The organism is Gilliamella sp. X-60, assembly GCF_057063585.1.
This window is the reverse complement of record NZ_JBXSQJ010000007.1, coordinates 94,588-110,548: the sequence shown is the minus strand read 5'-3', so window position 1 is coordinate 110,548 and position 15,961 is coordinate 94,588. Positions and strand designations below refer to the sequence as shown.

Here is a 15,961-nt window from a genome sequence, read left to right as displayed (position 1 = left end):
TTAACGATTTATAATACCGAAAGACCGCATGAGGCGTTAAATAACATGACACCGATTGAGTATAAAACACTAAAACAAGCAGCATGATTTTCTACGTGAGTTGTGTACTAGGTTTGGGGTATTTACATTTCCTCTGCAAAATTGATTTACAAAATAAGATAAAAATAAAAACAACTATTAAGAATTAGTGCAAAGTATTGTACAATAGCCGCAAATTTGTAAAGAGTGCCAGAATGAGAGATTCATAATGAGCTGGATTGAAAAAATTCTTAGTAAAAATAATATATCGTCGGATCATAAAAAGGCGAATATTCCAGGCGGTGTTTGGACTAAATGTAGTAACTGTGAACAAGTCATTTATCAAGCTGAACTTGATCTTAATTTGGAAGTTTGTCCAAAATGCGATCACCATATGCATATTCCTGCCCGTGTGCGTTTATATCGTTTTTTAGACGAGGGTTCGGATGTCGAAATCGGTACCGATCTTATGCCTAAAGATATCTTAAAATTTAAAGATACTAAAAAATATAAAGATCGTTTAACTGCCGCACAAAAAGAGACTCACGAAAAAGAAGCGATGGTTGTAATGAAGGGAACATTGTTTGGCGTTCCTGTCGTGGTAGCTTGTTTTGAGTTTGCGTTTATTGGTGGATCAATGTCTTCTGTTGTTGGTGCATTATTCACTCGTGCTGCAGAGCAAGCCATTGCAGATAAATGCCCTTTAATTTGTTTTTCAACAAGTGGTGGGGCGCGCATGCAAGAAGCACTATTTTCATTAATGCAAATGGCAAAAACCAGTGCTATTCTTGCTAAAATGCAAGATGAAGGTTTACCTTATATTTCAGTAATGACCGATCCTACAATGGGAGGGGTATCAGCAAGTTTGGCAATGCTGGGGGATATTAATATAGCTGAACCTAAAGCGCTAATCGGTTTTGCTGGGCCGCGAGTGATTCAACAAACTGTTCGTGAAATATTACCAGAAGGGTTTCAACGTAGTGAGTTTTTACTCGAAAAAGGTGCAATAGATATGATTATTCATCGTAAAGATATGCGGCCTAAAATTGCAAGTTTAATCACAAAATTAATGAAACTACCGGATCCTTTTAATGATGTTGCTCTTAACGAGACCGTTTGATTGAGTATGCAAAACAAACAGCCGAATGCCATGTCAGATCTAAAGACATGGCTTTGTTATTTAGAGCAATTACATCCCACAACCATCGACTTAGGCTTAGAACGCGTAAGGACGGTAGCTCAGCATCTTAATTTATTACAACCAGCACCATATGTTTTTACTGTTGCTGGCACCAATGGTAAAGGAACAACTTGCCGAACACTTGAAATGATATTGCTTGAGGCAAACTTACAAGTTGGTGTTTATAGTTCTCCTCATTTATTACGTTTTACTGAACGAGTACGAATTAACAATCAAGAATCAAGTGAACAAGAGACAGTCAAAGCCTTTGTCGAAATAGAAAAGGCCAGAGGTGATATATCACTGACTTATTTCGAATATGCAACCCTTGCTGCGCTTTATCAATTTAAACAAACAAAATTAGATGTTGTGATATTAGAAGTTGGTCTTGGCGGGCGGCTTGATGCAACCAATATTGTTGATGCCGACATTGCTATCGTGACAACTATTGGTATCGATCATGTTAATTATTTAGGTGATACTCGTGAGAGCATCGGGCGTGAAAAAGCAGGTATTTTTAAAACTAAAAGTATTGCTATTGTTGGTGAACCAGAAATGCCCAAATCCATTTTAAATGTGGCTAACTCAGTCAAAATCCCGCTTTATGTGGTAAATTGTGACTGGTATTATCAACAAGTTAACAAAGATTCATGGTCGTTTAAATCGCAAATAAAACAATATAACCGCTTACCTATTACTAATGTTCCCTTAGCGAATGCTGCAACTGCAATTGCCGCCTTAAGTTATTCATCACTTAAAATAACACAAGACGAAATAACTAAAGGGTTGGCAAAATCTAATTTAACAGGCCGTTTTCAAATTATTCAAAGATCACCACTTGTGATCCTCGATGTAGCACATAATCCACACGCAGCAGTTTATTTAACTCAACAATTAGAAAAACTAAAAGCCGAATATTTAAATGTTGGTAAAGTTAGATTTGTTGTTGGTATGCTTAAGGATAAAGATATTAAAAGTACTTTATCCATTTTAAAAGGTGACAAGTGGTATTGTGCTTCTCTTTATGGCGAGCGAGGTTGTCGTGCCGAGTTGTTAAAACAACACTTGTTAAATAAAGGTGAGCTTGATGTATCAACATTTGATACAGTATCTAAAGCTTATCAAAAGGCAATACAAGAGGCTAAAGAAGAAGATATTATTGTGGTATGTGGCTCATTTCATACTGTATCTGATGTTTTAGCTGAAATTGAGCATTAAGCGAAATTAATCATGGCGAACAATCAACAAATTAATTCAAAAAAACAAAATAGAGTAAGAAATCGGCTGGTAGGTTTTGCTACATTATTGCTTATTATCGCAGCAATTGCTCCATGGATAATAACGGACAAATCCAACTTGCGCACTTCAACAACGCCTATTTTTCAGGCTGAAAGTGTGACTCAACAAAATCAGAACGAAGCACCATTCAATGTTGTTGATGACGAGACCAATAATGTATCTGAAGTTCCTTACATACCTGATTCAGAGCAAAATGCAAGTACATTCGTTTTACCTGACATTGATGATGATGTTGATACCTCAACAACAATAAAACCTGCAACATCACAACAAGAAACTAAACCTTATATGATTCAGCTTACCGCATTAAAAAATAAGCAAAAAATAGAAGAGTTAGTTGCGTTGTTAAGGTTAAATAATTATAGCGTTAGAACTCTACCTCAAAATCCAGAACCTAATCAGTTAATTAAGTTACAGGTTGGTCCTTATGCTAAAAAAGAGCAAGCAGAACAAGTCATTATTAACTTAAATAACCTAACAAAATTGCAAGGTATTATTGTTGCTAATTAATCGCTGTTCTATTTGTGTTGCAAACAATAATTAAAATAAAACATTTTTAATATAAAATTATGAGTTATTATGATGAATTGGGTTGATTTTACTATTATTGGTGTGATTGCTTTTTCTGCATTAATTAGCATCGTACGAGGTTTTGTGCGAGAAGCATTATCACTCATTAGCTGGATTTTAGCTTTTTTTATTTCCAGCCGATTTTATATCTATATTACTGATTATTTAACTTATTTTGATAGCGATGTGATACGCATTGCTGTTGCGATTGTTATTCTTTTTGTTGCTACATTATTAGTTTGTGCAATTGTGTCTTATATTATTGGTCAATTAATCCAAAAAACAGGATTATCAGGTACTGATCGTATATTAGGTGTCTGTTTTGGCGTGCTACGTGGAATTTTAGTTGTTGCGGCAGTCCTTTTTTTGGTTGATACCTTTACGCCGTTATCTCAATCATCGTATTGGAATCAATCACAGCTAATTCCACATTTTCATTTTATCATTCGTTGGTTTTTCGATTTTATACAACAGTCTTCTTCGTTTTTAGTCCGGTAAATTTGAGGTAACCATAGTATGTGTGGTGTTGTGGGTATTGTAGGATGTAGTGCTGTTAATCAATCTATTTATGATGCGTTGACTGTTTTGCAACATCGAGGGCAAGATGCAGCAGGAATCGTAACTATTGATAATCAAAATCGCTTTCGTTTACGCAAGGCGAATGGTTTGGTCAAAGATGTGTTTCAAGAACATCATATGCAACGGTTGCAAGGTCATTTGGGGATAGGACATATTCGTTATCCAACAGCCGGTAGCTCTAGCCCATCCGAAGCACAACCCTTTTATGTCAATTCACCTTATGGTATTGCGCTTGCTCATAATGGAAATCTAACCAATACAGATGAGCTACGTAATAAAGTATTTGAACTTGCAAGGCGCCATATTAATACAAATTCCGACTCAGAGGTATTACTCAATATATTTGCCCATGAACTTGATAAGTTCCCCGACTATCCATTAACTGCCGATAATATTTTTACTGCCATACATAATGTTCATAACATCATTAAAGGCGCATATGCTTGTGTAGCAATGATTATTGGGCATGGTCTTGTCGCCTTTCGTGACCCTTATGGAATTCGTCCTTTAGTCATTGGTAAAAGGGTGCTTGATAATCAGAAAATTGAGTACATGGTTGCATCTGAAAGCGTAGCTTTAGATATTCTTGATTTTGAGTTTATGCGTGATGTCCAGCCGGGCGAAGCAATTTATATTACTCAAGAAGGACAATTATATTCTCAGCAGTGTTCAGATAATCCGCAATATTACCCATGTATTTTTGAGTATGTTTATTTTGCAAGACCAGATTCATTGATGAATGGCGTATCGGTTTATCAATCACGAATTTTAATGGGGCAAAAACTGGGGCAAAAAATAGCAAAAGAGTGGAAAGATATTGATATTGATGTTGTCATTCCTATTCCTGAAACATCATGTGATGCTGCGCTTGAAATTGCCCGTATTTTAAATAAACCTTATCGGCAAGGATTTGTTAAAAATCGCTATGTTGGCCGCACGTTTATCATGCCGGGGCAAAGAGCACGGAAATTGTCAGTAAGAAGAAAACTCAATGCTAACCGTATTGAATTTGAAGGTAAAAATGTCTTATTAGTTGATGATTCCATAGTGCGAGGCACAACCTCAAAAGAAATTCTTGACATGGTACGTTCAGTTGGTGCCAAAAAAGTCTATTTAGCGTCTGCAGCACCAGAAATTAGACATCCAAACGTTTATGGGATCGATATGCCTGTTGCCAGTGAACTTATTGCTTATAACCGAACGGTTGATGAAATCGCTAAAGATATTGGCGCTGATAAGCTTATTTTTCAAGACTTATCTGATTTGGTTTATTCAATCACAGCGCAAAATCCAAACATACATCATTTAGAATGTTCTGTTTTTGATGGCAAATATGTTACTGAAGGGATTGATGATAGCTATTTATCATTATTAGAGCAAAAGAGAAGTGACAACAAAAGATCTCCAACTTGTAAAGAGTCAGAAAACCTAGAGCTTTACAATGAAGAGCAATAAACGACAATAATTATTGTAAATGACAAAAATATTATATAAAGACACGCAATGTCATGTATATGTCATTTTTATTCATTTAAATCATGTTGCCAGTTTATTATCTGTAATATTCACCTAATTGACTAAAAATTAACATTAATCACTACGAATTAAAAATTTGATTTTTAATAATAAATAATAAAACAATAAAAAAATGTCAAAAAATTATAATAAAATATTTTGATTTATGACTTTTTTGTAATAAAATCACAAAAGTTGAAAAAAACTTTGTAAAGAAATTTAAAGAAAAAAGTTGTCCGAAAAGATTAATTGTATAAAAATAAATAATCACGTTGATATTTAATAAAGACAAATAGGTATTAACAAGACATTATATGTGATGCGCTTTGTCGGTGAAATATAAGGAATGTTAAGATGAGAAAGAATCTTAATTTAACAATTATCTCTGCATTAGTAATTGCTACACTAGGATGGCAATCTGCTTTTGCTGCTGATGCTCAGGTATCGCAAGGTCCTGTAGATAGTAATAAGATAATTGAATTAAAAGATGGCTCAAAAGCTCGCGAGATGATTAACAATCAACAGCGTAGCCTTTATCAAATTGCACTTTTAAGTAGTATCTCTATTTCAGAATTGCGCACAATGAACGCGGGGCGTTTTGATAAAAAAGATGTTGTTGATGTTGGCGAGCGTTTAGTCTTGCCGGAAAATTCCCCTTTATTGCCTGCAATAAAAATAAAAGATGACAAAGATGACAAGTATGCGAATTTACCTAAGTTAGGTTCAGACGATAATTATGATGTGAAAAAAGACAAAGATGCACTTGCAAGTCAAGTTGCTTCAACATTGCAGACCTTAGCTAGTCAGGACTGGAAGCAATTAACATCGTCAGATAATGGTGGTTTATCTGGACAACTGAAAAACAGAGGTAAAGATTACGCAGAAAGTTATGTACGTAACAGCGTTAAAAGCCAAATTGTTGATCCTGCTCGTAACGCAGTTCAAGATTTTTTAGGTCGTTTTGGTACTGCTCAATTACAATTTGATTTAAGTGATAAAGGCGAATTTAATAACGTTAACTTGAAGTTATTTAGCCCATGGTATGACACTGAAGATACGTTAATATTTAGTCAAATATCATTTCAAGAGTATGAACATAATCGTCGAATAGGTAACTTTGGTATTGGTCAGCGTTGGGATGTGGCTGATAACAAATGGTTACTGGGTTATAACGTGTTTTTTGACCATGATTTCCAACGTTCGCATAACCGTTTAGGTATTGGTGCCGAAGCGTGGAGTGATTATATGAAGTTTGCGGCTAACTATTATCATCCTTTATCAGACTGGAAAGATTCCAAAGATTTTGATGATTACTTAGAACGTGCGGCAAAAGGTTTTGATATTCGATTCCAAGGTTATTTACCACAATATCCACATTTAGGTGGATCACTTATGTATGAACAATACTTTGGTGATAAAGTCGCTTTATTTGGTAAAGACAATCTACAAAAAGATCCAAGAGCAGTGACGGTAGGTCTCGATTATACGCCAGTTCCACTTTTCACTATTAAAGCCGAACATAAACGAGGTCAAGATAATCAAAAAGCAACTAAAGCTGAGTTAACAATGAACTATCGTATAGGTACACCGTTGAAAGACCAGTTGGATCCAGATATGGTTCAATCTGCGCGTTCTTTGAAGGGTAGCCGTTATGATTTAGTTGATCGTAATAACTATATCGTTCTTGAATATAAAGAAAAGAAAATGTCGGTCGATTTGGGTCTTGAACAAACTCAGTTAATTGAAGGGCAAACTTATCCATTAAGTATCAGTGTTCATAACGCTAAGAACTTATCAAGTATAGCATGGTCTGGCGATATGCTAGAAATTGATGCTGGTGGTGGTTTCTTATGTGCGACAACTGGGATTTGTTCTGCTTCTTCTTGGTTGAATCCACCAGTTGACACAAATAACTGGAAAATTGTTGCGCCTAGTTATATTGATGAAAATGGTCAGCGTCGTCCTGCGAGTACAAATGGTAAATATTCTTTATCGGTATCCGTTACAGATAGTCGCAATAAATCTGCAACATCCAACTCTATTAGTTTTGAAGTAGTGCCAGATCCAGCAATGCGTAAAATTGGGGTATGGGCAGTTGATAGTTTGGGTAACAAAACAACTTTGGCGACGCAAACTGCAGATGGTTCAAGTAGTTTGACAGTATTAGCAACCCTCGTTAAACCCAAGGTTAACAATGGCACAATCAATTCATTTCAAGATGTAGATGGTTTTAGTGATGATGAACTAATGGGCCGTATACCTGAAACTTTTGACGAATTTGTTGGGCTGTGGACTGCAACTAGTAATGGTGAAAAAATTGCTTTAATTGATGGTACTTCAGGTAGTATAAATGAATGTCCAAGACAAGAACCTTGTGTCATTGTGAAATCATTTGAAAAAATTGTAAAAGGTCAAAAAGTATCATCTCATGCTTCAACTGCCGCTGGTTTAGATGTGATTGGTGATAGTTATGCATTAGATGTCGCTTCAAATGTTGAAGGAATGGTTGATTTCTCAATTTCGCTAGATCAGTATGGTTTTGGTTCGTCATTTAATAAAGCTTCCGTCGATTTTTCAGGTGGTAGAGCCGGTAGTATTGAAGTGTGGAATGCTGATGGAATAAAAATCGCCAGCAGCTCAGGGTCTATACTTCAATTTTCTCCATCGGGTCCAAACGAGTGGCGAGTGGGTAATGAATATCATGTTAAAGCGTTTACCGCAGGTGGAGATCCAATTGTTAATCCTTTTGTGATTTGGTCATTGGTCGGTTCAAATGAAATAGCCTGCCCTAGTTCAGTGACATCATTACCAAATGATGTTTCTAACAAACCTACAGGGCCGTGGTTTAACGTTGCTATGGGGATGGATGTTCCTTATAGAATACAAACAAATAGTACAAGTTACGCTACATTAGGAACTAGCATTCCAGCTGTTGCAGGTGCGCCAGGCTATTTAGATTTAACACCACAGTCAGCCTCTATTTCTGCGTGCGCTGGGGATCAAGGATTTAAATTACAAGTTACAGTTTTATAATAATAAAGATTTAGATTATCGGCTTACGTCGGTAATCAAAAAGGGAACACCAAGTAATGGTGTATTTATATAAATACAACATGTTAATTTACACAGAAAAATAGGAAGTTAAACATGAAAAATCTTACAATTAAAAAGGTTGCATTAGGCTTATTTTTAGCTGGTTATGCAGCAAGTAGTGCTTTTGCATTAACAGCAGTGACAAACGCTACTATTCAAGGTAATGCGCCTGTAATGAAAGCTCCTGGGGGAACAGATGCTCATAGAACGGCTGTTACTATCAAGCATGCAGATGGTTCAGATATTGCAGCAGGCGACCCAGTTATGGTTGGTGATGTTATTCATATTTCATATGTATTAGAAGATGCAGATGGCGATACGGATGCCGCTGATGCACTGAAAGATACATTAAAAGTTTATGCAAGACAAGATGCGAGTTCTCCTTGGGATGAAATGACAATAAATGCCACTATAGCTCATGAATCTGATGGCAAGGCTACAATCTCATTCCCTATTACGAATGATTTTGCTGGAAAAAGCAAAATTGGTTTTAAAGTCTTAGAAAGAACTGATTTTGGTGCCCCTTCAATAGGTAAATGGGTACATGTTGGTGATATTTTTAGCTCGAATGGTTCTGGTGCATCTGATGATGATCCTGGGACACCTGGCGATAATACGGGTCCTGGTGTTCCACCACCAGGTATTACTCCTGGTCCAATTGTGCCTGCACAATATCAAACAGGTATTTTCTTAATTGATACTAATGGTGTGATTCAAAGCAGCAACTATGCTTCTAATGGTTTAAACCCTAAATATGGCGAAAGATATGCAGCTGTAGTATGGAACGATGCAAATAGCGATAATAACGTCGATGCCGGTGAGGCTGAGTATACCGGTAGTTATAAGTTTGAATGGCATGTAGTAGGCGCTGGAATTCTTGAAAATGGCAACGTACCAGCCGAAAGTACTGCGCTTACGGCGGATACTAATAATAGAAAAGGTATAAATGATACTATCTGGTTAGGTTCTCCTCAAGGTGCCGCTAAACATAATAGCATTTACTCAAGTTTTTCAACTCATAAAGCAGGTATTCAAGGTTACCAACTTTCGTTTATAACTGTCACCACCCCATAAGTTAAGCTATAAAACTATTAAAACCACTCTTCGGAGTGGTTTTTGTATTCATTTATCTTGTTAATTTAATATTAAACATATTTTATAAAATACTATTTAGAACCTACTTATATCTCTGTCAAAAATATGGCGTGACTATTTTAAATAAACTCTCAATAGGCCTATGTTGTTCCTTAATGTAAAATGTACAGCAAGCAGAGCAAAGATAATTAAATTCACACTTCTTATTCTTAAATTAATAATTTAAAATAGCACTAATTTTAAATTAATGTAATTTACATGAATATTCCTTGGCAAGATTTAGATCCTGAAACGTTAAATAACCTTATAGAATACTTCGTGTTGCGCGAGGGTACAGACTACGGTTTACAAGAAAAATCACTACAAGAAAAAGTTAATGATGTTAAACTTCAATTAGCAAATGGTTCGGTTGCAATCTATTGGTCGCAATTACATGAAACAATTGATATTAAGCGAATTAAATAATGGTCAAAATGATTGTTTGTTAGTATATGATTTATTGTCTAACTTTGTTATAGTGTCATAGTTGTAAATTAAATGGAGAGGTAGGCGTAATGATTGGTAAACAGCAATCGGATACAACTTTAGAATGGTTTTTATCTCATTGCCATATTCATAAATATCCAGCTAAAAGTACCCTTATACACCAAGGCGAAAAAGCAGAAACTCTCTATTATATTTTAAAAGGTTCTGTAGCAGTATTGATTAAAGATGACGAAGGTAATGAAATGATTTTGTCTTATTTAAATCAAAATCAATTTTTAGGTGAATTAGGTCTTTTTGAAGAAGGTACCGAACGAAGTGCTTGGGTTAAAGCCAAAACAAGTTGTGAGGTGGCCGAAATTTCATACAAAAAATTTAAGCAGCTTGTCCAAGTCAATCCTGATATTTTAATGCGCTTAGCTAGCCAACTGGCAAGTCGGTTACAAGTTACATCTGAAAAAGTGAGTAATTTAGCTTTTTTAGATGTTGCTGGGCGTATTGCGCAAACACTTTTAAACCTTGCAAAACAACCTGATGCAATGACACATCCTGATGGCATGCAAATCAAAATCACACGTCAAGAAATCGGTCAAATTGTTGGCTGTTCACGTGAAACAGTTGGACGAATTTTAAAAATGCTTGAAGATCAACATTTGATTTCTGCACATGGTAAAACGATTGTCGTTTATGGAACACGTTAATTGACCAAAATAATATAATTACTACAATGATTGATATAATACGAGATATTGCATGACACAAGAAAGATATATTCCAAGTCATGTGGCTATAATTATGGATGGCAATGGTCGCTGGGCGCAAGAGCGTAATCAAATGCGTGCAAGTGGTCATCGAGCAGGCTTAAAGACTGTGCGAAAAATTGTGACTTATGCAGCAACCTTAAAGATAAAAGTTCTTACTTTGTACGCATTTAGCAGCGAAAACTGGAAGCGACCAGCTAATGAAGTTTCAGCGTTAATTTCTCTTTTTATTTATGCTTTAAATAGAGAAATTAAAAGTTTGAATAAAAATAATGTCCGCTTAAATATTATTGGTGATATTTCTCGCTTTAGTGAGCATTTGCAAAATATGATTATTAATGCGCAAAATTTGACCAAAAATAATTCTGGTTTAGTGCTGAACATTGCTGCCAACTACGGCGGTCGTTGGGATATTTTGCAATCAGCTAAAAAAATGGCCATGCAAGTTGCAACAGGCGAAATCACTCTAGATGAAATGACAGAAGGCCGTTTTGCTTCAGCAATGTGTATGAGTGAATTTCCTGAAGTTGATTTAGTTATTCGCACTGGCGGTGAATACCGAATCAGTAACTTTTTGTTATGGCAAATTGCTTATTCTGAACTCTATTTTACTGATACTTTATGGCCTGATTTTAACCAAAATTTATTCGATGAAGCAATCAATGTATTTAATACCCGAGAGCGACGTTTTGGTGGCCTTCATAATAAGGAACATTTATGTTAATCCATCGTATACTTGCTGCAATTGTACTTATTCCACTTGTAATAGTGGTTCTTTTTTTTGTTCCATTACCCTTATTTTCTTTAACTATTATTCTAGTTTGTGGATTAGCCGCGTGGGAGTGGACTCAGTTTCTTCATATTACTAAAAAGTCCTCAAGGTTAATCTTTGCCCTTTCAATCGTCATTTTATTAAGTGTACTTTATTTGATTCCAAATTCAGTTGAGTTAAAAATGAGGCTATATACCACTATCTTATCTTTATCAATTGTATGGTGGCTCATTGCGTTGTGTTTAGTGGGCAGCTATCCCGCTACCACTAGATATTGGGGCAATTCAATTGTTACAAAATTACTATTTGCTTTTTTTACGCTAGTGCCGTTTTTTATTAGTATGATTGAATTAAGATCAATAAACTATAATTCTAATTCTTATACAGGTGCAATTTGGTTGCTTTATGTCTTTGTGCTAGTATGGGCGACAGATACTGGCGCTTATTTTGCAGGACGAACTTTTGGTAAACGGAAATTAGCAGTAAAAGTCTCACCCGGTAAGACTGTAGAAGGTTTTATTGGTGGTGTTAGTTTAGCGATTGCACTTAGTGTAATTGCTTACATGTTCAATTTTTTTAATATTCGATTCAGCGCATTTTTTATTAGCTCTTTGTTAGCAATTTTAGTTTCAGTTTTAGGTGACTTAACTGAAAGTATGTTTAAGCGTGAAGCTGGTGTTAAAGATAGTGGTAACTTAATTCCTGGACATGGTGGAATATTAGATCGCATTGATAGTTTAACTGCTGCAGTTCCTGTTTTTGCTGCATTATCTTTTTACATATTATAAAAAGGTGATAGATTTTGTTGTGGTCACTGTTATTATTTGTTATTACCATGAGTATATTAGTTACTATTCATGAGTTTGGGCACTTTTGCGTTGCTCGCTTATGTAAGGTTCGTGTTGAATGTTTTTCAATTGGTTTTGGCAAAAAATTGTGGTCTTATAAATTTTTAAGTGGAACCGAATTGGTAATTGCTATGATTCCACTGGGTGGTTATGTTAAAATGCTTGATGGTAGAGCAACAACATTATCAAGCAATAACGAAAAATTTGCGTTTGATCAAAAGAAAATTTGGCAAAGAGCGGCAATTATTTTTGCAGGCCCATTTGCTAATTTCGTATTAGCTTTGCTTATTTACTGGGTTATTTTTTTGACAGGTGCAGTAACTTACCCTGTTAAAATAAAAAACGTGATACCAAATACACCCGCTGCTACTGTAGCAATTCCAGCTGATGCCGAATTGAAAACCATTGATAATGTCAAAGTAGAAACTTGGAATGATGTCAATTTAGCTTTAATTAGTGCGATGGGAAAAGCTAATGTCACTTTTTCTTATATTGATAGTACAGATGGTAGTGATCAAAAAGAAGTTAAAAATAGTGTAGATATTAGTAATTGGCATTTTGATATAGAAAAAGACTCGGCGATTACCGCATTTGGGATTGTGCCTAAAAAGTTGGAAATTTATCCAATAGTGAGTAAAATTGTATCGGGTTCGGCTGCAGAACAAGCAGGTTTACGTGTTGGTGATAAAATTATCGGTTATAATAATCAATCATATGTAGATTGGAATGATTTTTCCAGTACAATTAAAAAAGCTCAAGCAATGGTTTTAGAGATTAATCGAGAAGATAAAAATATTTATCTTAAACTCGTACCAACAGTCAAAAAAAACGGAGAAGGCGTTGCTGGTTTATATCCCACATCTGATGCTAGAGTTGTACAGTATGGTTTTTTAGAAGGATTTAATAAAGGTATAGCGCAAACAGTATTAACTACAAAGTTAACTATTCGTTCGCTTTATCAATTAGTAACTGGTGTTATTGGTCTACAACATTTATCAGGACCAATAACAATCGCAAAAAGCGCAGGGCAAACAGCAAGTTATGGTTTAACCTCTTACTTATATTTTCTAGCCTTTATTAGTATAAGTTTGGGAGTTATCAATCTTGTTCCATTACCTATATTAGACGGCGGACACCTTGTTTTTTTATTATTTGAAAAGATAAAAGGAAGTGCCTTATCAAATAAATCACAAGAGCGTTTTTTTCGTATTGGGTTTGTTTTATTAATGGTAATAATGGGAATTGCACTATTTAATGATATTTTACGATTGTGATGGGATGAGGTTATAAACATTTACGATGAAAATAAATAAATTACTTATAGCATCTTTGCTGTTCGGTACTACAGCTGTATATAGTTCCAATGCATTTTGTGTTGATGATTTTGTAGTAAAAGATATCAAATTCGAAGGTTTACAGCGTGTCACTCTTGGTGCTGCACTGCTTGAAATGCCAATCCAAGTTGGTGACTATGTTAATGAAGCTGATTTAGGTCGTATAATCAAATCACTGTATTCTAGTGGTAACTTTGATAATATCACTGTTTCTCGTGATGGCGACAGACTAATTGTTCATGTTCAAGAACGCCCGACGATAGCTAGCATAACTTTTTCTGGTAATAAATCAGTCAAAAACGACATGCTTAAAAAGAATCTAGATAGTTCTGGTATTCGTGAAGGCGAAGCATTAGATCGTACAATGCTTTCTGGTATAGAAAAGGGCCTAGAAGATTTTTACTACAGTGTTGGTAAATATAATGCTCAAATTAAAGCTGTTGTCACCCCGCTATCTCGTAATCGTGTCGATTTAAAATTAGTTGTTGCTGAAGGTAAATCAGCATTAATCGATCAGATCAACATTGTCGGAGCTAAAGCGTTTTCATCAGAAGAACTTATTTCGCGTTTTACTTTGCGCGATGAAGTACCTTGGTGGAACATGCTTGGCGATCGTAAATATCAAAAACAAAAATTAGCCTCTGATTTAGATGAATTGCAAAGTTTTTACTTAAACCGCGGTTATGCCCGTTTTAATATCGAGTCAACTCAAGTCAGTTTAACGCCAGACAAAAAAGGCATTTACGTGACAATCAATATTCATGAGGGTGAACAGTATAAACTATCTAAACTTGAATTGATGGGTAATTTTGCAGGTCATAAAGAAGCGATTGCCAAAATTGCTAATGAAAAAGTATCAATTGGTGAGCTCTATAATGGTAAAAAGATTACCGAAATTGAAGATAAGGTTAAGCGTTTACTTGCTAATTTTGGTTATGCATATCCTAGGGTTTCAATCCAACCAGAAATGGATGATAGTGCACATACAGTTAAATTAAATGTACTGGTTGATGTTGGTCAACGTTATTATATTCGTAATATCAAAATCGTTGGTAATACGGTAACAAGCGAAAGCGTAATCCGTCGTGAGCTTCGTCAAATGGAAGGAGCTTGGCTAAGTAATGGTTTAGTTGAATTAGGAAAAGAGCGTTTAAGTCGTCTTGGTTTTTTTGATACTGTTGAAGCAAATACCGAACGAGTGTCTGGTGTGGATGATCAAGTTGATATTATTTATAAAGTTGCTGAACGTAATACAGGTAGTATCAAATTTGGTGTAGGTATCGGTTCTGATAGTGGTCTTAGTTTCAATGCGGGTATTTCTCAAGATAACTGGTTAGGTACAGGCAATAGTGTCTCATTTGATATTAACACTACTGATACTGATAAAACTGCGTCTATTTCTATCGTTGACCCTTATTTTACGGTCGATGGTGTAAGCCTAGGTGGTAGCATTTATTATAATACCTATAAAAATGACGATAAAGATGATGAGTCTGAATATTCAAGTAAGACTTGGGGGGCATCTGCTAATTTAGGTTTTCCAATTAGTGAAAATAACTTTGTTCGTTTTGGTACTGAATATGCCAATCATAAGTTGTCCGATATGCAAGCGCAATACGGTATGTGGCGTTATTTTGAATCCGTGGGCAAAAAGGTAAAAGACAGAAACTCTATTTCTTTTGATACCAATGATTTATTATTAAATGCTTATTGGACATATAACTCCTTAGATCGTGGGTTCTTCCCAACAGATGGTCTAAAGATGACTGCTAGCGCTAAAGTCACAGCGCCATTGTTTGATAATCGCTTCTATAAACTAGTTTCAGATGCCTCTTACTATTACCCAATTGATAATGAACATAATTGGATTTTCCTAACTCGTGCTCGATTCGGCTATGGTGGTGGTTTTGGTGGTAAAGAGCTACCATTTTACGAAAACTTCTATGCCGGTGGGGCGTCAGTACTACGTGGTTTCAAATCAAATACTGTTGGTCCTAAAGCGGTATACTTTAATAAAAGTAATGTTTGTGATAGCTTAGAAAATACATCTGGATGCACAAAATCAAAAGACGCAGTAGGCGGTAACGCCATAGCGTTTGCCAGTACTGAGCTGATTGTTCCAACTCCATTTGCTAGCGAAAAATATGCCGATAATATTAGAACATCGCTATTTTTTGATGCAGGTACTGTATGGGATACCGAGTGGGGCTTAAAAGGACATAATATCCCTGATTATAGTTCGCCATCGGATATTAGAATGTCAGCAGGTCTTGCGGTTCAGTGGATGTCACCATTAGGTCCTTTGGTCTTTTCTTATGCTCAACCATTTAAGAAATATGACGGTGACTCATCGCAACAGTTTCAATTTAATATAGGTTCTACATGGTAATTCCATGTTATAAATAAAAACATAG

At 35.5% G+C, this 15,961-nt stretch carries 14 protein-coding genes; all 14 read left to right on the top strand.

Annotated elements, in window-relative coordinates; all coding sequences use genetic code 11:
* Window positions 1–6: 6 nt before the first annotated feature.
* The 14 genes from ACYIAM_RS05560 (at window position 7) to bamA (ending at window position 15,936) form a co-directional block, all read left to right on the top strand.
* The gene (locus tag ACYIAM_RS05560; RefSeq protein WP_141670356.1) at window positions 7–87 is read left to right on the top strand and encodes an integrase core domain-containing protein; all 81 of its coding nucleotides are present in this window, start codon (window positions 7–9) and stop codon (window positions 85–87) included.
* A gap of 160 nt (window positions 88–247) precedes the next feature.
* Window positions 248–1,138, top strand: a complete 891-nt coding sequence (gene accD / locus ACYIAM_RS05555) for an acetyl-CoA carboxylase, carboxyltransferase subunit beta (RefSeq protein ID WP_065639050.1) — start codon at window positions 248–250, stop codon at window positions 1,136–1,138.
* Between the two features lie 6 nt (window positions 1,139–1,144).
* Window positions 1,145–2,416, top strand: a complete 1,272-nt coding sequence (gene folC / locus ACYIAM_RS05550) for a bifunctional tetrahydrofolate synthase/dihydrofolate synthase (protein ID WP_483747551.1) — start codon at window positions 1,145–1,147, stop codon at window positions 2,414–2,416.
* 12 nt (window positions 2,417–2,428) lie between these two features.
* The gene (locus tag ACYIAM_RS05545) at window positions 2,429–3,007 is read left to right on the top strand and encodes an SPOR domain-containing protein (RefSeq protein WP_483747550.1); all 579 of its coding nucleotides are present in this window, start codon (window positions 2,429–2,431) and stop codon (window positions 3,005–3,007) included.
* A gap of 72 nt (window positions 3,008–3,079) precedes the next feature.
* Window positions 3,080–3,565, top strand: a complete 486-nt coding sequence (locus ACYIAM_RS05540; RefSeq protein ID WP_483747557.1) for a CvpA family protein — start codon at window positions 3,080–3,082, stop codon at window positions 3,563–3,565.
* Window positions 3,566–3,583: 18 nt separating this feature from the next.
* A complete protein-coding gene (gene purF / locus ACYIAM_RS05535) occupies window positions 3,584–5,101 on the top strand; it encodes an amidophosphoribosyltransferase (RefSeq protein ID WP_483747549.1) in 1,518 nt (505 codons plus the stop codon).
* Between the two features lie 414 nt (window positions 5,102–5,515).
* Window positions 5,516–8,194 (top strand): inverse autotransporter beta domain-containing protein, encoded by a 2,679-nt coding sequence (locus tag ACYIAM_RS05530; RefSeq protein WP_483747548.1) that lies wholly within the window; start codon window positions 5,516–5,518, stop codon window positions 8,192–8,194.
* A gap of 114 nt (window positions 8,195–8,308) precedes the next feature.
* The gene (locus ACYIAM_RS05525) at window positions 8,309–9,328 is read left to right on the top strand and encodes a hypothetical protein (RefSeq protein WP_483747547.1); all 1,020 of its coding nucleotides are present in this window, start codon (window positions 8,309–8,311) and stop codon (window positions 9,326–9,328) included.
* 279 nt (window positions 9,329–9,607) lie between these two features.
* Entirely contained in the window at window positions 9,608–9,814 is a 207-nt protein-coding gene (locus tag ACYIAM_RS05520; RefSeq protein ID WP_174796689.1) for a YheU family protein, read from the top strand.
* Between the two features lie 89 nt (window positions 9,815–9,903).
* Window positions 9,904–10,533: a cAMP-activated global transcriptional regulator CRP gene (gene crp, locus ACYIAM_RS05515; RefSeq protein ID WP_174796688.1), complete on the top strand. Its 630-nt coding sequence runs from the start codon at window positions 9,904–9,906 to the stop codon at window positions 10,531–10,533.
* A gap of 52 nt (window positions 10,534–10,585) precedes the next feature.
* Window positions 10,586–11,317: an isoprenyl transferase gene (locus ACYIAM_RS05510; protein WP_483747546.1), complete on the top strand. Its 732-nt coding sequence runs from the start codon at window positions 10,586–10,588 to the stop codon at window positions 11,315–11,317.
* A complete protein-coding gene (locus tag ACYIAM_RS05505) occupies window positions 11,311–12,153 on the top strand; it encodes a phosphatidate cytidylyltransferase (RefSeq protein WP_483747545.1) in 843 nt (280 codons plus the stop codon). Before ACYIAM_RS05510 ends, ACYIAM_RS05505 begins: the two co-directional genes overlap by 7 nt.
* Window positions 12,154–12,167: 14 nt before the next feature.
* A complete protein-coding gene (gene rseP / locus ACYIAM_RS05500; RefSeq protein WP_483747544.1) occupies window positions 12,168–13,487 on the top strand; it encodes an RIP metalloprotease RseP in 1,320 nt (439 codons plus the stop codon).
* A 25-nt stretch (window positions 13,488–13,512) separates the two neighbouring features.
* A complete protein-coding gene (bamA, locus tag ACYIAM_RS05495; protein WP_483747543.1) occupies window positions 13,513–15,936 on the top strand; it encodes an outer membrane protein assembly factor BamA in 2,424 nt (807 codons plus the stop codon).
* The last annotated feature ends 25 nt before the right edge of the window (window positions 15,937–15,961 follow it).